This is a genomic window from Streptomyces sp. WM6378, from assembly GCF_001279695.1.
In the GTDB taxonomy this organism is placed as follows: domain Bacteria; phylum Actinomycetota; class Actinomycetes; order Streptomycetales; family Streptomycetaceae; genus Streptomyces.
Genome location: NZ_LGDD01000317.1, coordinates 85,755 through 105,624, shown reverse-complemented (window position 1 = coordinate 105,624; position 19,870 = coordinate 85,755). Strand labels below are relative to the sequence as shown.

Below are 19,870 nucleotides of genomic sequence, written 5' to 3'. Positions count from 1 at the left end.
CCCTAGCCGAAGAAGTTTCGTACGTGCTCCAGGCCGTCCACCAGGGCGTCGACCTCGGCGGGCGTGGAGTACAGATAGAAAGACGCTCGCGTGGTCGCAGGAATTCCGTAGCGGAGGCAGACCGGGCGCGCGCAGTGGTGGCCGACGCGGACGGCGATGCCCTCCTCGTCGAGGACCTGGCCCACGTCGTGCGGGTGGATGTCGCCGAGCACGAAGGAGATCGCAGCCCCGCGGTCCTCGGCCGTGGTGGGGCCGATGATCCGCAGGTCGGGCACCTCAAGGAGGCGCTTGACCGCGTACTCGGTGATCGCGTGCTCGTGCGCGGCGATCTTGTCCATGCCGATCGCCGACAGGTAGTCCACGGCCGCGCCGAGGCCCACGGCCTGCGCGATCGGGGGCGTGCCCGCCTCGAACTTGTGCGGCGCCGGAGCGTAGGTGGAGGAGTGCATCGAGACCGTCTCGATCATCTCGCCGCCACCCAGGAAGGGCGGCAGGTCCTCCAGGAGCTCCTGGCGGCCCCACAGGACGCCGATGCCGGTCGGGCCGCACATCTTGTGGCCGGTGAAGGCCACGAAGTCGGCCTGCAGCGCCTGCACGTCCAGCGGCATGTGCGGGGCGGCCTGCGAGGCGTCGATGCAGACCAGCGCGCCGACCTGCTGCGCGCGGCGGACGATCGCCTCGACCGGGTTGTGGGTGCCGAGCAGGTTGGAGACCAGCGTGAAGGAGACGATCTTCGTCTTCTCGTTGATGATCTCGTCTATGTTCGACAGGTCGAGCCGGCCGTCGTCGGTCAGGCCGAACCACTTCAGCTTCGCGCCCGTGCGCTGCGCCAGCAGCTGCCACGGCACGATGTTGGAGTGGTGCTCCATCTCCGTGATGACGATCTCGGTGTCACTGTCCACGCGGTAGGGCTCATCGGCCCAGCCCAGCATGTTGGCGACGAGGTTGAGCGATTCCGAGGCGTTCTTGGTGAAGATGACCTCGTCGCGGCTCGGCGCGTTGATGAACGTGGCGACCTTGTCACGGGCGCCCTCGTACAGCGCCGTGGCCTCCTCGGCCACCAGGTACACGCCACGGTGGACGTTGGCGTTGTGCTGCTCGTAGTACTCGTTGAGCGCGTCGAGCACCTGGCGCGGCTTCTGCGACGTCGCCGCGGAGTCGAGGTAGACGATCTTCTTCCCGTCGTGGACCACACGGTCCAGCAAGGGGAAGTCCTTGCGGATCGCCTCGGTGTCGAGGAGGCCCGGCAGAAACGTCACTCGGAAGCGCCGCCCTTCGTGTACGACTCGTAGCCCTCGGCCTCAAGCTTGTCGGCGAGCTCGGCGCCGCCGGACTCGACGATGCGGCCGCCCGCGAAGACGTGGACGTAGTCGGGCTTGATGTAGCGCAGGATGCGCGTGTAGTGGGTCACCAGGAGGGTGCCGACCTCGCCGTTCTCACGGACGCGGTTGATGCCCTCGGAGACCTGGCGCAGCGCGTCGACGTCGAGGCCCGAGTCGGTCTCGTCGAGGATCGCGATCTTCGGCTTGAGGAGCTCCAGCTGGAGGATCTCGTGGCGCTTCTTCTCACCGCCGGAGAAGCCCTCGTTGACGTTGCGCTCGGCGAAGGCCGGGTCCATCTGGAGCTGCTCCATCGCGGACTTGACCTCCTTCACCCAGGTGCGCAGCTTGGGGGCCTCGCCGCGGATCGCCGTCGCCGACGTACGCAGGAAGTTGGAGACCGAGACGCCGGGGACCTCGACCGGGTACTGCATGGCGAGGAACACGCCGGCGCGGGCGCGCTCGTCGACGGACATCTCCAGGACGTCCTCGCCGTCGAGCGTGACGGTGCCGCTGGTGATCGTGTACTTGGGGTGACCGGCCAGCGAGTACGCCAGGGTCGACTTGCCGGAGCCGTTGGGGCCCATGATGGCGTGGGTCTCGCCCTGCTTCACGGTCAGGTCGACGCCCTTGAGGATCTCCTTCGTACCGTTCTCGGTGTCGACGGAGACGTGCAGGTCGCGGATTTCAAGCGTTGCCATGGGGAACTCAGGACTCCTGGGTGACGGAGACGAGCACATCGTCCCCTTGGATCTTTACGGGGTACACGGGGACGGGGCGCGTCGCGGGAAGGCCGGACGGCTTGCCGGTGCGGAGGTCGAAGCTGGAGCCGTGCAGCCAGCACTCGATGGAGCAGTCCTCCACCTCGCCCTCCGAGAGCGACACGTTCGCGTGCGAGCAGATGTCGTTGATCGCGAACACCCCGCCCTCGGTCTTGACGAGGGACACCGGCGTGCCGTCGATCTCCACCCGCTTGGGGGTGTCGCTCTCCAGCTCGCTCAGCGCACAGGCTTTGACGAAGGCCATCAGACGGAAGCCTCCAGCTCCGTCTCGATCTTGGCGAGCAGGCGCTCCTCGACGTCCGGCAGACCGATCTGCTGGACGAGCTCCGCGAAGAAGCCGCGCACGACCAGGCGGCGGGCCTCCATCGGCGGGATGCCGCGGGACATCAGGTAGAAGAGCTGCTCGTCGTCGAAACGGCCGGTGGCGGACGCGTGACCGGCGCCGGCGATCTCGCCGGTCTCGATCTCCAGGTTCGGCACCGAGTCGACGCGGGCGCCGTCGGTCAGAACCAGGTTGCGGTTCATCTCGTAGGTGTCCGTGCCCTCGGCCGCGGCCTGGATGAGGACGTCACCGATCCACACGGCGTGCGCGTCGTCGCCCTGGAGGGCGCCCTTGTACACGGCGTTGGACTTGCAGTGCGGGGTGTTGTGGTCGACCAGGAGGCGGTGCTCCTGGTGCTGGCCCTGGTCGGTGAAGTACAGGCCGAAGAGCTCGGCCTCGCCGCCGGTGCCCGCGTAGGCGACCCGCGGGTGCAGCCGCACGAGGTCGCCGCCGAAGGTGACCACGAAGGACTTGAAGGTGGCGTCGCGGCCGATCAGCGCGTTGTGCTGGGCGACGTGGACGGCCTTGTCGTCCCAGTCCTGTACGGAGACCACGGTCAGCTTGGCGCCGTCGCCGAGGAGGTAGTCGACGTTGGCGGCGAGCACCGCGTCGCCGGTGTGGTCGATGACCACGACGGCCTCGGCGAACGCGCCGAGCTCGATGACCTGGTGGCCGTAGGCCACGCCGCCCTCGCCGTGCACGGCGATCCGGATCGGCTCGGTGAGCACCGTCTCCTTGGGGACGGTCACGACGGAGGCCTTGGCGAAGGAGGAGTACGCCTGGGCCGCGACGCGGTCCACCGGCGTGCCGGCCTTGCCGAGCCGGGCGTCGTCGCGCCCGACGGTCTCGACGACGACACCCTCGGGGGCCTCGACGACGATCTTCACACCGTCACCGGTGGCGACGGCGGTGCCGTCGTGCAGCCCGCGCAGCCGATCGAGCGGCGTGAACCGCCACTCCTCCTCGCGGCCGTGCGGGACCGGGAAGTCCGCGACGTCGAAGGACGGGGGGGCGCTCATGCGGGTGGCGACGGTCGACTCGGCGGCCACCGCGATCGAACCGGCGGTGGTGCTGCCCACCGGGATATTCTGAGCCTCAGCCATGGCTGTCGTAGTGCTCTCTTCCTAGATCAGAATCTGCTCAACTGCCGTACGGGGGGCGGTCGTTATCCGACCGAGCCCTCCATCTGCAGCTCGATCAGCCGGTTGAGCTCCAGGGCGTACTCCATGGGGAGCTCCTTGGCGATCGGCTCGACGAAGCCGCGCACGATCATCGCCATCGCCTCGAACTCGGTCAGACCGCGGCTCATCAGGTAGAAGAGCTGGTCCTCGGAGACCTTGGAGACGGTCGCCTCGTGGCCCATGGAGACGTCGTCCTCGCGGACGTCCACGTAGGGGTACGTGTCCGAGCGCGAGATCGTGTCGACCAGGAGCGCGTCGCAGAGCACGTTCGACTTGGAGCCGTGGGCGCCCTCGCCGATCTCGACGAGGCCTCGGTAGGAGGTGCGGCCGCCGCCTCGCGCCACCGACTTGGAGACGATGTTGGAGGAGGTGTTCGGCGCCATGTGGACCATCTTGGAGCCGGCGTCCTGGTGCTGGCCCTCGCCCGCGAACGCGATGGAGAGCGTCTCGCCCTTGGCGTGCTCGCCCATCAGGTAGACGGCCGGGTACTTCATGGTGACCTTGGAACCGATGTTGCCGTCGATCCACTCCATGGTCGCGCCCTCGTACGCCACGGCGCGCTTGGTGACCAGGTTGTAGACGTTGTTCGACCAGTTCTGGATCGTCGTGTAGCGGCAGCGGCCGCCCTTCTTGACGATGATCTCGACGACGGCGCTGTGCAGCGAGTCCGAGGAGTAGATCGGGGCGGTGCAGCCCTCGACGTAGTGGACGTAGGCGTCCTCGTCGACGATGATCAGCGTCCGCTCGAACTGGCCCATGTTCTCCGTGTTGATGCGGAAGTAGGCCTGCAGCGGGATGTCGACGTGGACACCCTTGGGCACGTAGATGAACGAGCCGCCCGACCACACCGCGGTGTTCAGCGACGCGAACTTGTTGTCGCCGACCGGGATGACCGTGCCGAAGTACTCCTGGAAGAGCTCCGGGTGCTCCTTCAGCGCGGTGTCGGTGTCGAGGAAGATGACGCCCTGCTCCTCCAGGTCCTCACGGATCTGGTGGTAGACGACCTCGGACTCGTACTGGGCCGCGACGCCCGCGACGAGGCGCTGCTTCTCCGCCTCGGGGATGCCGAGCTTGTCGTACGTGTTCTTGATGTCCTCGGGCAGGTCCTCCCAGGACTCCGCCTGCTTCTCCGTCGACCGGACGAAGTACTTGATGTTGTCGAAGTCGATGCCGGAGAGGTCGGAGCCCCAGTTCGGCATGGGCTTCTTGTCGAAGAGCCGCAGTCCCTTGAGGCGCAGCTTCAGCATCCACTCGGGCTCGTTCTTCTTCTGCGAGATGTCGCGCACGACAGCCTCGGAAAGACCGCGCTTGGCAGCGGCGCCGGCCGCGTCGGAGTCGGCCCAGCCGTATTCGTACGTGCCCAGGCCTTCGAGCTCAGGGTGGGCAGTCTCCGTGGGGAGAGTCATGCGGGGTTCCTCCCGGCCGTGCTTGCAGATGCTTGCTGATGTGTGGTCTGTGGTGGCGCGCCGTGCGGGATGAACGTGGTGCAGACGCCGTCGCCGTGGGCGATGGTCGCCAGGCGCTGCACGTGCGTTCCCAAGAGGCGGGAGAAGAACTCCGTCTCCGCCTCGCACAGCTGCGGGTACCGCTCGGCGGCGTGGGCGACCGGGCAGTGGTGCTGGCACAGCTGCTCACCCCGCTGCGGAAGGGGCGCGCTGCGCGCCGTAGCAGCGTACCCGTCGGCGCTCAAGGCCTTGGCCAGGGCTTGGGTGCGCTCTTCAGGCTGTACGGCCTCGATCGCGTCCCTGTACGCCCCCGCTTGAGCCTCGATGCGGGCCCGGGCGAACGCCGCGACGGCTTCCTCGCCGGCCGCGCCGCCGCCCGCCGACTGCTCGATCCAGTGCAGGGCGTCCACGGCGAGCTTGTCGTAGGACTGCTCGAAGGCGTCCCGGCCGCAGTCGGTGAGCGCGAAGACCTTGGCCGGTCGGCCGCGGGTCCGCGCCCCGTACACGCGCTGTTCGCGCGGTGCCACGACCTCGTCGGCGACCAGCGCGTCGAGGTGGCGGCGGACGGCGGCCTGGGTGAGGCCGAGGCGGTTCGCGAGGTCCAGGGCGGTCGAGGGCCCGTGGTCCAGGATGGATCGCGCGACCCGGTTGCGGGTGGACCGCTCACCGGTCGCGAGTTCCTCCTGCGGAGCCTCGCCGATGTTTTTCACAACGCCATTGTTGCGTAATTCCTCAGAGCCTGACAACCCACGTCCCGATCACCGGCCGGTGCGGTGCATCACTTAGGCATACCTAAGCTGACCTGCGGAAACGATCTTTGATCGATCGTTTCACCGTGAATTCGGTGGCCCCTCGAACGGGGTTCCGGCAGACTCCTCTGCTATGCCCACACCCCCTGTGACCGGCCCTTTGTGTACGCGCGGCTCGCTCGCCGAGGACCTGCGCGAGCTCGGGGTACGACCCGGCGAGACCCTCCTCGTGCACTCCTCCCTGAAGTCGCTCGGCTGGGTCTGCGGAGGCGCCGTCGCGGTCGTTCAGGCATTTTTCGACACATTGGGCGAAACGGGCACGCTCGTGGTCCCCACGCACTCCGGCGACAACTCCGACCCCGCGCACTGGGGGCGCCCTCCGGTGCCCGAGGAGTGGTGGGAGGAGATCCGGGCCACGACGCCGGCCTACGACCCGCTGACCACGCCGAGCCGGGGCATCGGGGTGATCCCGGAGGCCGTCCGCACCTGGCCGGGCGCCCTGCGCAGCGCCCATCCGCAGACCTCCTTCGCGGCGGTCGGCCCGGGCGCGGCGCGGATCACCGAGGGCCACGCCCTCGACTGCCGCCTCGGCGAGCGCAGCCCACTGGCCCGCCTGGAGGACGCGGGCGCCCGAGTGCTGCTGCTCGGCGCGGGGTACGACTCGTGTACGTCCTTCCACCTGGCGGAATACCGGATACCGGGGCCGCTGGCGGAGGTCTCCTTCGCGGCGACGGCTCCCGAGGGCCGGAAGTGGCTGACCGTCCGGGACACGTCCATCACGAGCGAGCGCTTCGACGAGCTGGGCGCGGACTTCGAGCGGGACCGGGAGGTGGTGCGGGGCACGGTGGGCGCCGCCGCCGCTCGCCTGTTCCCGGTCCGGGACGCGGTCGCCTATGCCGAGCGGTGGCTGGCGATCCACCGCCCGCGCGAGGAGTGAGGCAGTAGGACCCAGGCGCTCAGGCCCGGCGCGACCCGCTGGTGAACCAGTACGTCCCCGCCACCAGGGCCCCGCCGCCGACGATGTTCCCCGGCACGGTGAACGCCAGGTTCCGCAGCAGTTCCCCGAAGCTCGCGCTAGTTCCCCGAAGCTCGCGCTCCCCTCGAAGACGCCGAGGCCGAACAGCGCCATGTTGGCCACGCAGTGCTCGAAGCCCACGGCCACGAACACAAGCACCGGCAGCCACAGCACGAAGACCTTCGCGCCGTCCCCCTTGGCCCGCGAGAACATCCAGATGCCCAGGCAGACCAGCATGTTGCAGAGCACCGCCCGCCAGAACAGCTGCCCGCCGTCCAGCGCGTTCTTCGCGGCCAGCATCTCGGCGAGCATCGCGCGGGCCGAGCCGGCCGAGGTGACCCCCGAGGCGTGCACCATCGCGCCGAAGGCCAGCGCCCCGGCGAGGTTCCCGGCAAGCGAGAGCCCCCAGCTCGCCACCAGGTCCTTCGGCCCCGTACGCCCCGACAGGGCGCCCATCAGCATCACCAACACGTTGGAGGTGAAGAGCTGCGCCCCGGCGAACATCACGATCGTCAGAGCGATCGGGAAGACCGCCCCTTCGAGCAGCCTGGTCGCCGCCGAGTGCGCGGCGACGAACGGCGAGATCGCGACGAGCAGCAGCACCTCGCCGATCCCGATGTAGGCGCCCGCCAGCATCGCGGAGACGAAGTAGCGCGGCGGATTCCCCAGGTCGTGCGCCTTGTGGGCGGCCTGTCCCGTGGTCTCTTCGACGTTCTCCGCGAGGGTTATCACCCTTCGACGCTACGGTCCGCAAACGACCGCGACCGTCCGAAAAGGTCACCGGTGTGGGGACCCGGGCCCCCGCGCCGGAGGGACCTTGTACCCCGCCTAGACTTGCCGGTCATGAAGAGCGAGCCCGTCGTCCAGGTGATCGGCCTGGTCAAGCGGTACGGCCCCAAGACGGCGGTGGACGGCCTCGACCTCACGGTCGGCGCGGGCGCCGTGACCGCCGTCCTCGGCCCCAACGGCGCCGGCAAGACCACCACCATCGAGACCTGCGAGGGCTACCGCCGACCGGACGCGGGCACCGTCCGCGTCCTCGGCCTCGACCCCGTCACCGACGCCGAGCGCCTTAAGCCGCGCATCGGCGTGATGCTCCAGTCCGGCGGCGTCTACTCCGGCGCCCGCGCCGACGAGATGCTCCGCCACATGGCCAGGCTGCACGCGCACCCGCTGGACGTGGACGCCCTCATCGAGCGCCTGGGCCTCGGCAGTTGCGGCCGTACGACCTACCGCCGGCTCTCCGGCGGCCAGCAGCAGCGCCTCGCGCTCGCGATGGCCGTCGTCGGCCGCCCCGAACTCGTCTTCCTCGACGAGCCGACCGCGGGCCTCGACCCGCAGGCCCGCCGCGCCACCTGGGACCTCGTGCACGAGCTGCGCGCCGACGGCGTCTCGGTGGTCCTGACCACGCACTTCATGGACGAGGCCGAGGCACTCGCGGACGACGTGGCCATCGTCGACGCGGGCAAGGTCGTCGCCCAGGGCTCCCCCGAGCAGCTCTGCAAGGGCGGCGCCGAGAACACGCTGCGCTTCACCGGCCGCCCCGGCCTCGACCTCGGCTCGCTCCTCAAGGCCCTGCCGGACGGCTCGGCCGCCGCCGAGCTGACCCCGGGCGCGTACCGCATCACCGGCACGATCGACCCCCAGCTGCTCGCCACCGTCACCTCCTGGTGCGCCCAGCACGGCGTGATGCCGGACGGCATCTCGGTCGAGCGCCACACGCTTGAGGACGTCTTCTTGGAACTGACCGGTAAGGAGCTGCGCGCATGAGCGCCGGTACGTACGCGCCGAAGCCGGGGGCGGCTCCGCTGGGGCGGATGATCGGGGCGCAGACCGCCCTGGAGACGCGGATGCTGCTGCGCAACGGCGAGCAGCTGCTGCTCACCGTGATCATCCCGAGTCTGCTGCTCGTGCTGTTCTCGACCGTCGACATCATCGACACCGGGAAGGGCAAGTCCGTCGACTTCCTCACGCCCGGCGTTCTCGCGCTCGCCGTGATGTCGACCGCGTTCACGGGCCAGGCCATCGCGACCGGCTTCGAGCGGCGGTACGGGGTGCTCAAGCGGCTCGGCGCCTCGCCGCTGCCGCGCTGGGCGCTGATGACGTCGAAGACGCTGGCCGTCCTCGTCACCGAGGTGCTCCAGGTCGTCCTGCTCACGGTCATCGCCTTCGCGCTCGGCTGGTCCCCGCACGGCAACCCGCTCGCGGTGCTGCTCCTCCTGGTGCTGGGCACCGCCGCGTTCTCGGGGCTCGGGCTGCTCATGGCCGGCACGCTGAAGGCCGAGGCGACGCTGGCCGCCGCCAACCTGGTGTTCCTGCTGCTGCTCGTGGCCGGCGGGGTGATCGTGCCGATGGACAAGTTCCCCGGCGGCGTGCAGTCCGCGCTGAACCTGCTCCCCATCTCGGCCCTCTCCGACGGGCTGCGCGACGTTCTCCGGGACGGCGCGTCGATGCCGTGGGGGGACCTCGGGATCCTCGCGGTGTGGGCCGTCCTCGGCCTCGGCGCGGCGGCGAAGTTCTTCCGCTGGGAGTAGGCCGGGGGCTCGGCCCGGCCGGGCGGACCCCCCTCGTGAAAACATGCACAAACGGGCGCCTACGATAGGGCGCATGCCGAAAGTGACCCGTGCCGATGTGACAGCGGCGGCCCGCAATCCGCTCCTCTACATCGCGGAGCGGTGGACCGCCTCCCCAACGATCGTGCGGCGCGCGGCCCTTGCCGCCCTCGTCATGTCCGTCGCCATCGTGGTGACCGGCGGCGCGGTCCGGCTCACCGGCTCCGGGCTCGGCTGCCCCACCTGGCCCAAGTGCACCAGCGACAGCCTGACCGCCACCAGCGAGATGGGCTTCCGCGGCGCGATCGAGTTCACCAACCGGATGCTGACGTACGTGCTGTGCGCCGCGGTCGGCTGGGCGATCATCGCCGCCCGCTCGGCGAAGCCCTGGCGACGCCCGCTGACCCGGCTCGGCTGGGTGCAGTTCTGGGTGGTCATGGGCAACGCGGTCCTGGGCGGCATCGTCGTCCTGGTCGGCCTCAACCCGTACACGGTGGCCGCCCACTTCCTGCTCTCCAGCGCGCTCATCGCGGTCGCGGTGGTCACCTGGCAGCGCGCCCAGGAGGGCGACGGCGCGCCAAGGCCCTTGGTGGGCAAGGCGGTTGTGCAGCTGACCTGGCTCCTGGTGGCAGCCTCCGCCGCGCTGATCGCGGTCGGCACGGTCGTGACCGGCACCGGGCGGCACCCCGGCGACTCCAAGGACGTGCCGCGCATCCCGCTCGACTGGACGATGATCACGCAGCTGCACGCGGACCTCGCGTGGGTCGTCGTGGCGCTGGCCGTCGCGCTCTGGTTCGTCCTGAAGGCCGTCGACGCCCCGGCCGGGCCGCGCGCCCGGGCCCGCGATCTGTTCCTGGTGCTCATGGGCCAGGGTGTGATCGGTTACGTCCAGTACTTCTTGAAGACGCCCGAGATCCTGGTCGGCCTGCACATGTTCGGCTCGTGCCTGGTGTGGATCGCGGTGCTGCGCGTCCTGCTCTCGCTGCGTGAGCGCCCGGTGATCTCGGCCGAGGTCCCGGCGCGGTCCGACTCAGCGCTCAGCCACGCCTGACAGTCCGTAGACGCGGCGGGCATTGCCCGCCGCGATCATCCCGGCGACCCGCTGCGCGTCCGTGCGTGACCACGCGCCGTCGCCGACCCAGCCGCCAAGCACCCGGCTGAGCGCCTCCGAGAACAGCCGCGCGCCCACCACGTGCAGTTCGGGCAGCCCGCGCGCCCCGCTGGAGTAGAGCAGCTTCCCGAACGGGGCCAGCTCCAGGATCTCCGCGAGCACTGCGGCCGCCCGCGCCCCCGTCCGCACCAGGGCGGGCCCGACATCCGCGTACACATGCGGGTGGACGCTGGCCAGATGGGCGGTCTGGCGGTGGTACGGATAGCCGTGCAGGAGCACCAGATCGGTGCCGAGCCCGGCCGTCGCGGAAGCGAATCCGGCGAGCAGCATCGGGTCGGCCATGCCCACCTGGAGCTGGAGCGGACGCCCGGCCGCGACCGCGCTCCACAGCAGATGGCGCAGGAGCACCGGGTCCTCCAGGCGCCCGTGTTTGCGTCTGCCCGCCAGCCACCGCCCGGCGGCCCCGCGCACCTCTCCCGGCCCTGGCGGCTCCGGGTCGAGCCCTTCGCGCACGCCCGCCACCGAGGCGAAGGCGACGGCGGAGGCGGCCGAGGTGTGCACGGCCTCGGCGAGGTTGGCGAGGAAGGACTCGACGGTGCCGGAGGTGTCGGCGACCTGCTCGGCGAGGAGTTCGAGGCGGACGATCTCGTGGGCGTCGGCCGCGCCGGCCGCGGCGATCTCGTGCGGGGCAGTGAGGTCCCCGGGCTGCCCGGTGTCCACCAGATACGTGGAGATCCCGGAGCCCCGCAGCAGGCGCCTGCCCGATTCGAGTACGCCGAGTTCACGACGGCGGGCCAGATAGCGGGCCGGGGGGCAGTGCGGTTCGAGGCCGAGGAGCGGGGGGCACCAGCGGCGTACGGCGAAGCCGGTCTGGGTGTCGAAGAACGTGGTGCCGGTCGCGGGCAGGGTTCCGGTGCGGCCGAGCGCCGTCTCGAAGGTGCCCAGGCCCAGCTCGGTGCGCAGGACCCCGTGGCAGTACTGGTCCACCAGGGTCGGGGTGTCGATCATCCGGGGCTCCCAGCGGTGGACGCGATTCCACCACTCCTAACGGGTGAGCCCCGGATCGGTGTTGCTCGGCGGGCCGCTCAGCCGTTCTTCGGGCCGCCGAGCTGAATGCCGGCCATGCGGGTCCACTCGTACGGGCCGGTCTTCACCTTGGCCGCGAACTCCCCGTCGAAGTCCTCGTGGACGGTGATCCCGGACTTCTCGACCGCGCTCCGCGCGACGGCGTGACTCGGGGCCACGAGGTCGCCCCAGCCGCCGTCCTCGCCGACGAGCACGATGCGGGCGCCGCGCTGGCCGATGTACGCGATCTGCCCCTCGGCGCCGCCGTGCTCCTTGGCGAAGGAGCCGATCTGCCGGGCCAGCTTGTCCGCCCGCCGTTCGGCCTTGGCGGCCTGCTTCTCGTCAACCTGGGTGTCTGCCATGCCGCGATGCTACTAGCGGGTAGCCCCGGGAGCGACAAGAGGGGCCAGTGGCTTGCGCCACTGGCCCCTTTGCCGCGTCAACGGTGTGGTCAGCGCAGGAACGGGTCCACCGCGACGGCCACGAACAGCAGCGACACATAGGTGATCGACCAGTGGAACAGCCGCATCTCCTTCAGCTTGGTGCCGGTCGCCTCGGACTTGGCGCGGTTCTGCAGCGCGTGCGCCTCCCACAGCCACCAGCCGCCGGAGGCCAGCGCCACGGCCGTGTAGAACCAGCCGGTGTAGCCGAGCGGGGTGAGCAGCAGCGAGACGGCGACCATCACCCAGCTGTAGAGGACGATGTGGCGGGCCACGACCTTGTTGGAGGCGACCACCGGCAGCATCGGCACGCCGACCCGCGCGTAGTCCTCCTTGACCTTCATGGACAGCGGGTAGTAGTGCGGCGGCGTCCAGAAGAACATGACGAGGAACAGGATGATCGGCGCCCACGACATCGAGTTCGTGACCGAGGACCAGCCGATCAGCACCGGCAGGCAGCCCGCGATGCCGCCCCACACGATGTTCTGCGAGGTCCGGCGCTTGAGGATCATCGTGTACACGACGACGTAGAAGAGCAGCGCGCCCAGCGACAGGGCCGCCGAGAGCCAGTTGACCAGCAGGCCGAACCACAGGGTCGAGACGACGGCCAGCGAGAGGCCGAAGACCAGGCACTCGCGCGGCGAGACCATGCCGGTCACCAGCGGACGCTGGGAGGTGCGGTCCATCAGCGCGTCGATGTCGCGGTCGATGTACATGTTCAGCGCGTTTGCGCCACCCGCGGAGAGGTAACCGCCAAGGGTGGTGGTGAACACCAGCCACAGCGGAGGAACGCCCTGCTCCGCCAGGAACATCACCGGAATGGTGGTGATGAGGAGCAGTTCGATGATCCGCGGCTTGGTCAGCATCACAAAGGCCTTGACGCGGGCCCCGAATGGCCGATGGCCCCCCGGGCTGGGAGTCAAGATGACCCCTGCGGGTCGGGACTCGACGGCCGTCACGCACACCCCTGACAGAGAAATTCCCAGCAAGTCCCCGGTGATCCGGGACGTTCCCGGACGTGAAGGCCCGGTAAAGACTTGCGCGTACCACGCCACTCTAGACGTTGCCCATACGCCGCCATCCCCGGGGGTGGGGTCGTGTTGGGGGTGGTTCGCCGGGAGGCGGATTTCACCCCTCCCCGGCACCCTGGAGGTGTCTGTCTCAACGTGCAGTCAGTCGAAAAAATGAGCGTTCCGGCGGGGGTAGGCTCGACAGCGCCCGGTGCGCCCTCAGTCACCGGGATTCGACATGTGGAGAGGAGCCCTGACTCAGGGTGAGCACCAAGCCGACCACCACAGACCTCGAGTGGACCGAGCTGGACCAGCGGGCCGTAGACACCGGCCGCGTACTGGCCGCGGATGCTGTACAGAAGGTCGGCAACGGCCATCCAGGTACGGCGATGAGCCTGTCCCCGGCCGCGTACACCCTCTTCCAGAAGGTGATGCGGCACGACCCGGCGGACGCCGCCTGGGTCGGCCGCGACCGGTTCGTCCTGTCCGCCGGCCACTCGTCCTTGACCCTCTACGTCCAGCTGTACCTGGCCGGTTTCGGCCTGGAGCTGGACGACCTCAAGGCGTTCCGTACCTGGGGTTCCAAGACCCCCGGCCACCCGGAGTACGGCCACACCACCGGCGTCGAGACGACCACCGGCCCGCTGGGCCAGGGTGTCGCCAACGCGGTGGGCATGGCGATGGCCGCCCGCTACGAGCGCGGCCTGTTCGACCCGGAGGCCGCCCCCGGCACCTCCCCGTTCGACCACTTCGTGTTCGCGATCGCCGGTGACGGCTGCCTCCAGGAGGGCATCTCCTCCGAGGCGTCCTCGCTGGCCGGTCACCAGAAGCTCGGCAACCTGGTCCTTTTGTGGGACGACAACCACATCTCGATCGAGGGTGACACCGAGACGGCCGTCTCCGAGGACACCCTCAAGCGGTACGAGGCGTACGGCTGGCACGTCCAGCGCGTGGCGCCCAAGCCGGACGGCGACCTGGACCCCGAGGCGCTGTACAACGCGATCGAGGCCGCGAAGGCGGTGACCGACAAGCCGTCGTTCATCGCGATGCGCTCGATCATCGCCTGGCCCGCGCCGCACGCCCAGAACACCGAGGCCGCGCACGGCTCGGCGCTCGGCGACGACGAGGTGGCCGCCACCAAGCGCGTCCTCGGCTTCGACCCGGAGAAGACCTTCGAGGTCGCCGACGAGGTCCTGGCGCACACCCGCGAGGCGCTCGACCGCGGCCGTGAGGCCAAGGCCGAGTGGGAGAAGTCGTTCGCCGCCTGGCGCACCGCCAACCCGGAGCGCGCCGCCGAGTTCGACCGCATCAACGCGGGCGAGCTGCCCGAGGGCTGGGAGTCGCACCTCCCGGTCTTCGAGACCGGCAAGGGTGTCGCCACCCGTGCCGCCTCGGGCAAGGTCCTCCAGGCGCTCGGCGCGGTCATGCCCGAGCTGTGGGGCGGCTCCGCCGACCTCGCCGGCTCGAACAACACGACCATCGACAAGACGTCGTCGTTCCTGCCCGTCGGCAACCCGCTGCCGGAGGCCGACCCGTACGGCCGCACCGTGCACTTCGGCATCCGCGAGCACTCCATGGCCGCGGAGATGAACGGCATCGCGCTGCACGGCCACACCCGCATCTACGGCGGCACCTTCCTGGTGTTCTCCGACTACATGCGCAACGCCGTGCGCCTGTCCGCGCTGATGCACCTGCCGGTGACGTACGTGTGGACGCACGACTCGGTCGGCCTCGGCGAGGACGGCCCGACCCACCAGCCGGTCGAGCACCTGGCCTCGCTGCGCGCGATCCCGGGCCTCAACGTGGTCCGCCCCGCGGACGCCAACGAGACGGCCATCGCCTGGCGCGAGGTCCTGGGGCGCTACACCAAGGTGTTCGGCAAGGGGGCCCCGCACGGCCTCGTGCTGACCCGCCAGGGTGTGCCGACGTACGAGGTCAACGAGGATGCCGCCAAGGGCGGTTACGTCCTGTTCGACGCGGAGGGCGGTGACGCTCAGGTCGTGCTCATCGGCACCGGATCCGAGGTCCAGCTCGCCGTCGGCGCGCGCGAGCAGCTGCAGGCGGCCGGCATCCCGACCCGCGTGGTCTCGATGCCGTGCGTCGAGTGGTTCGAGGAGCAGGACCAGGCGTACAAGGACAGCGTCCTGCTGCCCTCGGTCAAGGCGCGGGTCGCGGTCGAGGCCGGTATCGGTCTGACCTGGCACCGCTACGTCGGTGACGCGGGCCGCATCGTCTCGCTGGAGCACTTCGGCGCTTCGGCCGACGGCAAGGTCCTCTTCCAGGAGTTCGGCTTCACCGCCGAGCACGTGGCCGCCGCGGCCCGGGAATCTCTCGAAGCCGCCGCGCGCTGACGCCGGTATACGAACTAGTAGGAGATGCAATTCTCATGACAGACGCACTCAAGCGCCTCTCCGACGAAGGCGTCGCGATCTGGCTCGACGACCTGTCGCGCAAGCGGATCACGTCCGGCAACCTGGCCGAGCTGATCGACCAGTCGCACGTGGTGGGCGTCACGACCAACCCGTCGATCTTCCAGAAGGCGATCAGCAGCGGCGACGGTTACGAGCAGCAGCTCACCGACCTCGCCGCCCGCAAGGTCACCGTCGAAGAAGCCATCCGCATGATCACGACGGCTGACGTGAGGGACGCCGCCGACATCCTGCGCCCGGTCTTCGACGCGACCGAGGGCCAGGACGGCCGGGTCTCCATCGAGGTCGACCCGCGCCTGGCGCACAACACCAGGGCTACGGTGGCCGAGGCCAAGCAGCTGGCCTGGCTGGTGGACCGCCCGAACACGCTCATCAAGATCCCGGCCACCAAGGCGGGTCTGCCGGCGATCGCCGAGACCATCGGCCTTGGCATCAGCGTCAACGTCACGCTGATCTTCTCCCTTGAGCGCTACCGCGAGGTCATGGACGCCTACCTGACCGGCCTGGAGAAGGCCAAGGAGCGCGGCCTGGACCTCTCGAAGATCCACTCCGTGGCGTCCTTCTTCGTGTCCCGCGTGGACACCGAGATCGACAAGCGGATCGACGCGCTCGGCACGGACGAGGCCAAGGCCGCCCGCGGCAAGGCCGGTCTGGCCAACGCGCGGCTCGCCTACGAGGCGTACGAGGAGGTCTTCTCCTCGGACCGCTGGGCCGCGCTCGACAAGGCGCACGGCAACAAGCAGCGCCCGCTGTGGGCCTCGACGGGCGTCAAGGACAAGGCGTACAAGGACACCCTGTACGTGGACGACCTGGTCGCGCCCAACACGGTGAACACCATGCCGGAGGCCACGCTCGACGCGACCGCCGACCACGGCCAGATCACCGGCGACACGGTGACCGGCACCTACGAGCAGTCCCGCGCCGAGCTCGCCGCCGTCGAGAAGCTGGGGATCTCCTACGACGAGGTCGTGCAGCTCCTTGAGGACGAGGGCGTCGAGAAGTTCGAGGCCGCCTGGAACGACCTGCTCAAGTCCACCGAGGCGGAGCTCAAGCGCCTCGCACCCTCGGAGGCGTAAATCTTGTCAAGCAGCAATCCGCTGCGTGACGCCGCAGACCGACGGCTCCCGCGCATCGCGGGGCCGTCGGGCCTGGTGATCTTCGGCGTCACGGGCGATTTGTCCCGTAAAAAGTTGATGCCCGCCGTCTATGACCTCGCCAACCGGGGTCTGCTTCCGCCGGGCTTCTCGCTGATCGGCTTCGCCCGCCGCGAGTGGCAGGACGAGGACTTCGCGCAGGAGGTGCACGACGCGGTCAAGGCGCACGCCCGTACGCCGTTCCGCGAGGAGGTCTGGCAGCAGCTCATCCAGGGGATGCGCTTCGTCCAGGGCGACTTCGACGACGACGACGCGTTCGAGACGCTGAAGTCGACGATCCAGGAGCTCGACAAGGCGCAGGGCACGGGCGGCAACTTCGCCTTCTACCTCTCGGTGCCGCCGAAGTTCTTCCCCAAGGTCGTCCAGCAGCTCAAGAAGCACGGGCTCGCCGACCAGAAGGACGGCTCCTGGCGCCGCGCGGTCATCGAGAAGCCGTTCGGGCACGACCTGGTCTCCGCCAAGGAGCTCAACCAGGTCGTGCACGAGGTCTTCCCGCCCAACGAGGTCTTCCGGATCGACCACTACCTGGGCAAGGAGACCGTTCAGAACATCCTGGCCCTGCGGTTCGCGAACACCATGTTCGAGCCGCTGTGGAACCGCTCCTACGTCGACCACGTGCAGATCACGATGGCCGAGGACATCGGGATCGGCGGCCGGGCCGGCTACTACGACGGCATCGGCGCGGCCCGCGACGTCATCCAGAACCACCTGCTCCAGCTGCTCGCGCTGACCGCGATGGAGGAGCCCGCCTCCTTCGACGCGGACGCGCTCGCGGCCGAGAAGACCAAGGTCCTCGGCGCCGTGCGGCTGCCCAAGGACCTCGGCAAGGACACGGTGCGCGCGCAGTACGCGGCCGGGTGGCAGGGCGGCGAGAAGGCGGTCGGCTACCTCCAGGAAGACGGCATCGACCCCAAGTCGAAGACCGACACCTATGCCGCGATCAAGCTGGGGATCGACAACCGCCGCTGGGCGGGCGTCCCGTTCTACCTGCGCACCGGCAAGCGGCTCGGCCGGCGCGTCACGGAGATCGCAGTGGTCTTCCAGCGCGCCCCGCACTCCCCCTTCGACCACACCGCCACGGAGGAGCTGGGCCAGAACGCCCTGGTCATCCGGGTGCAGCCGGACGAGGGCGTGACCGTGCGCTTCGGCTCCAAGGTGCCCGGCACCTCGATGGAGGTCCGGGACGTCTCCATGGACTTCGCGTACGGCGAGTCCTTCACGGAGTCGAGCCCCGAGGCCTACGAACGCCTCATCCTGGACGTCCTGCTCGGCGACTCCAACCTCTTCCCGCGCGTGGAGGAGGTCGAGCTGTCCTGGAAGATCCTCGACCCGATCGAGCAGTACTGGGACAGTCACGGCAAGCCCGCCCAGTACCCCTCGGGGACCTGGGGTCCTCACGAGGCGGACGAAATGCTCGCACGAGACGGACGGAGCTGGCGGCGGCCATGAAGATCGACCTTACGGACACCACGGCCAGCAAGATCAACAAGGCGCTGGTCCAGGGCCGCCGGGCCATCGGCACGCCCGCCGTCGGCATGGTGCTCACCCTCGTCATCGTCACCGACGAGGAGAACGCCTACGACGCCCTGCGCGCCGCCAGCGACGCCTCGCGCGAGCACCCCTCGCGCACCCTCGTCGTCATCAAGCGGGTCTCGCGCTCGCCCCGCGACCGCACGACCTCGCGCCTGGACGCCGAGGTACGGGTCGGCGCGGACGCGGGCACCGGCGAGACGGTGGTCCTCCGGCTGTACGGCGAGGTGCTCAACCACGCCCAGTCGGTGGTCCTGCCGCTGCTCCTGCCGGACGCGCCGGTCGTCGTCTGGTGGCCGGTGAACGCGCCGGTCGACCCGGCGCAGGACCCGCTGGGCGCGCTCGCCCAGCGCCGTGTCACCGACACCTACGCGGCCGAGCACCCCATCCAGGAGCTGACCGCCCGCGCCGAGGCGTACACCCCCGGCGACACCGACCTGTCGTGGACCCGCATCACGCCGTGGCGCTCGATGCTGGCCGCGGCCCTCGACCAGATCGCCTGCAAGGTGACCAGCGTCGAGGTGGAGGGCGAGGAGTTCAACCCGAGCTGCGAACTGCTCGGCATGTGGCTCGCCGACCGGCTGCACGTGCCGGTCAAGCGCTCCCTGTCCTCGGGCCCCGGCCTCACCGCCGTACGCCTGGAGACGTCCGGCGGCCCGATCGTCCTGGACCGCGCCGACGGCTCGCTCGCCACGCTCTCCGTGCAGGGCCAGCCGGACCGTGCGGTGGCGCTGAAGCGCCGCGAGACCTCCGAGCTCATCGCGGAGGAACTGCGCCGCCTCGACCCGGACGACACCTACGCGTCGGCGCTGAAGTTCGGCGTGGACCGGCTCGACGAGGGCGTCGAGGCCACGGTCGTACCGGCCGCCAAGGAGGACGCGGAGGGTTCGGCCGCCAAGCCGGCTCCCGCGAAGAAGGCGGCTCCGGCCAAGAAGGCGGCGGCCAAGTGAGCACGCCTCAGCTCGTCGTCCACCGCGACAAGGAGCTGATGGCGCAGGCCGCCGCGGCCCGGCTGATCACTAAGGTCGTGGACGCCCAGGCCGCCCGCGGCTCGGCGTCCGTGGTCCTCACGGGCGGCCGCAACGGCAACGGGCTGCTCGCGGCGCTTGCCTCCTCGCCGGCCCGGGACGCGATCGACTGGTCGCGCCTGGACCTGTGGTGGGGCGACGAGCGCTTCGTGCCCGAGGACGACCCGGAGCGGAACTACACGCAGGCGCGAGCCGCGCTGCTCGACGCGGTGCCGCTCGACCCGAAGCGGGTGCACCCGATGCCCGCCTCGGGCGGGGCGTACGGCAAGGACGCGGACGCCGCGGCCGCCGCCTACGCGGCGGAGCTCGCAGCCGCCGCCGGCCCCGAGGACCACGGTCCGGTGCCCACGTTCGACGTGCTGATGCTGGGCGTCGGCCCGGACACCCATGTGGCGTCCCTCTTCCCGGAGTTGCCCGCGGTGCGGGAGACCGAGCGGACGGTCGTCGGGGTGCACGGCGCGCCGAAGCCGCCGGCCACCCGGATCTCGCTCACCCTCCCGGCGATCCGGGCGGCGCGCGAGGTCTGGCTGCTCGCGGCCGGCGAGGACAAGGCGCACGCCGCGGCGATAGCCCTGTCGGGCGCGGGCGAGGTGCAGGCCCCGGCGGCCGGCGCCTACGGCCGGGCCCGCACCCTGTGGCTCCTGGACTCGGCAGCCGCGTCCCAGCTGCCGCGGTCGCTGTACCCCCCGGCGTCCGCCTGACGCCTGACGCATCCGGCCCGGCCCGCCCCTTTCGGGG

18 protein-coding genes and 1 pseudogene are annotated in these 19,870 nt (G+C 70.1%); 9 read left to right on the top strand and 10 right to left on the bottom strand.

What is annotated here, in order from left to right; translation table 11 throughout:
• Positions 1–2: 2 nt before the first annotated feature.
• From ADK54_RS32465 to ADK54_RS32440, 6 genes are all read right to left on the bottom strand, one after another.
• Complete coding sequence (locus ADK54_RS32465) at positions 3–1,259, bottom strand: cysteine desulfurase (RefSeq protein ID WP_053729356.1); 1,257 nt, start codon at positions 1,257–1,259, stop codon at positions 3–5.
• Entirely contained in the window at positions 1,256–2,020 is a 765-nt protein-coding gene (sufC, locus tag ADK54_RS32460) for a Fe-S cluster assembly ATPase SufC (RefSeq protein WP_053729355.1), read from the bottom strand. Before sufC ends, ADK54_RS32465 begins: the two co-directional genes overlap by 4 nt.
• A 7-nt stretch (positions 2,021–2,027) precedes the next feature.
• The gene (locus ADK54_RS32455) at positions 2,028–2,345 is read right to left on the bottom strand and encodes a non-heme iron oxygenase ferredoxin subunit (RefSeq protein WP_053729354.1); all 318 of its coding nucleotides are present in this window, start codon (positions 2,343–2,345) and stop codon (positions 2,028–2,030) included.
• Positions 2,345–3,526 carry a Fe-S cluster assembly protein SufD gene (gene sufD, locus ADK54_RS32450; RefSeq protein ID WP_053729353.1) on the bottom strand — a complete coding sequence of 394 codons (1,182 nt, stop codon included), beginning with the start codon at positions 3,524–3,526 and terminating at the stop codon, positions 2,345–2,347. Before sufD ends, ADK54_RS32455 begins: the two co-directional genes overlap by 1 nt.
• Before the next feature lie 62 nt (positions 3,527–3,588).
• Positions 3,589–5,010: a Fe-S cluster assembly protein SufB gene (sufB, locus tag ADK54_RS32445; protein WP_053729352.1), complete on the bottom strand. Its 1,422-nt coding sequence runs from the start codon at positions 5,008–5,010 to the stop codon at positions 3,589–3,591.
• The gene (locus ADK54_RS32440; RefSeq protein WP_053729351.1) at positions 5,007–5,759 is read right to left on the bottom strand and encodes a helix-turn-helix transcriptional regulator; all 753 of its coding nucleotides are present in this window, start codon (positions 5,757–5,759) and stop codon (positions 5,007–5,009) included. Before ADK54_RS32440 ends, sufB begins: the two co-directional genes overlap by 4 nt.
• A gap of 172 nt (positions 5,760–5,931) precedes the next feature.
• Here ADK54_RS32440 and ADK54_RS32435 point away from each other — a divergent pair, with 172 nt between their 5' ends.
• Positions 5,932–6,735, top strand: a complete 804-nt coding sequence (locus tag ADK54_RS32435; protein WP_053729350.1) for an aminoglycoside N(3)-acetyltransferase — start codon at positions 5,932–5,934, stop codon at positions 6,733–6,735.
• Positions 6,736–6,957: 222 nt separating this feature from the next.
• Here ADK54_RS32435 and ADK54_RS48940 read toward each other — a convergent pair.
• Positions 6,958–7,545, bottom strand: a pseudogene (locus tag ADK54_RS48940) (formate/nitrite transporter family protein); the annotation flags it as partial.
• Positions 7,546–7,656: 111 nt separating this feature from the next.
• Between ADK54_RS48940 and ADK54_RS32425 the strand changes: the two are divergent.
• From ADK54_RS32425 to ADK54_RS32415, 3 genes are all read left to right on the top strand, one after another.
• Positions 7,657–8,583: an ABC transporter ATP-binding protein gene (locus ADK54_RS32425; RefSeq protein WP_053729348.1), complete on the top strand. Its 927-nt coding sequence runs from the start codon at positions 7,657–7,659 to the stop codon at positions 8,581–8,583.
• Positions 8,580–9,347: an ABC transporter permease gene (locus ADK54_RS32420; RefSeq protein ID WP_053729347.1), complete on the top strand. Its 768-nt coding sequence runs from the start codon at positions 8,580–8,582 to the stop codon at positions 9,345–9,347. Before ADK54_RS32425 ends, ADK54_RS32420 begins: the two co-directional genes overlap by 4 nt.
• A gap of 73 nt (positions 9,348–9,420) precedes the next feature.
• Positions 9,421–10,416, top strand: coding sequence for a COX15/CtaA family protein (locus ADK54_RS32415; RefSeq protein WP_420717434.1), 996 nt, complete (start codon positions 9,421–9,423; stop codon positions 10,414–10,416).
• On the opposite strand, the gene ADK54_RS32410 is transcribed toward ADK54_RS32415, so the two are convergent.
• The 3 genes from ADK54_RS32410 to ADK54_RS32400 form a co-directional block, all read right to left on the bottom strand.
• The gene (locus ADK54_RS32410) at positions 10,396–11,484 is read right to left on the bottom strand and encodes an amidohydrolase family protein (RefSeq protein WP_053729346.1); all 1,089 of its coding nucleotides are present in this window, start codon (positions 11,482–11,484) and stop codon (positions 10,396–10,398) included. The two genes, ADK54_RS32415 and ADK54_RS32410, sit on opposite strands and share 21 nt — an antisense overlap.
• A 77-nt stretch (positions 11,485–11,561) precedes the next feature.
• Positions 11,562–11,903, bottom strand: coding sequence for a hypothetical protein (locus tag ADK54_RS32405; RefSeq protein ID WP_053729345.1), 342 nt, complete (start codon positions 11,901–11,903; stop codon positions 11,562–11,564).
• Positions 11,904–11,992: 89 nt separating this feature from the next.
• Positions 11,993–12,946, bottom strand: coding sequence for a heme o synthase (locus ADK54_RS32400; protein WP_053729344.1), 954 nt, complete (start codon positions 12,944–12,946; stop codon positions 11,993–11,995).
• A 308-nt stretch (positions 12,947–13,254) separates the two neighbouring features.
• On the opposite strand from ADK54_RS32400, the gene tkt reads away from it, so the two are divergent.
• From tkt to pgl, 5 genes are read left to right on the top strand one after another with little or no spacing between them, the layout of a single operon-like run.
• A complete protein-coding gene (tkt, locus tag ADK54_RS32395) occupies positions 13,255–15,342 on the top strand; it encodes a transketolase (protein WP_053729343.1) in 2,088 nt (695 codons plus the stop codon).
• Positions 15,343–15,377: 35 nt separating this feature from the next.
• On the top strand, positions 15,378–16,496 hold the full coding sequence (gene tal, locus ADK54_RS32390) for a transaldolase (protein WP_053729342.1): 1,119 nt from the start codon (positions 15,378–15,380) through the stop codon (positions 16,494–16,496).
• A gap of 3 nt (positions 16,497–16,499) precedes the next feature.
• Complete coding sequence (gene zwf / locus ADK54_RS32385) at positions 16,500–18,023, top strand: glucose-6-phosphate dehydrogenase (RefSeq protein ID WP_053729341.1); 1,524 nt, start codon at positions 16,500–16,502, stop codon at positions 18,021–18,023.
• Positions 18,020–19,054 (top strand): glucose-6-phosphate dehydrogenase assembly protein OpcA, encoded by a 1,035-nt coding sequence (gene opcA / locus ADK54_RS32380; RefSeq protein ID WP_053729340.1) that lies wholly within the window; start codon positions 18,020–18,022, stop codon positions 19,052–19,054. The genes zwf and opcA overlap by 4 nt, the downstream gene beginning before the upstream one ends.
• Positions 19,051–19,833: a 6-phosphogluconolactonase gene (pgl, locus tag ADK54_RS32375; RefSeq protein WP_053729339.1), complete on the top strand. Its 783-nt coding sequence runs from the start codon at positions 19,051–19,053 to the stop codon at positions 19,831–19,833. Before opcA ends, pgl begins: the two co-directional genes overlap by 4 nt.
• The last annotated feature ends 37 nt before the right edge of the window (positions 19,834–19,870 follow it).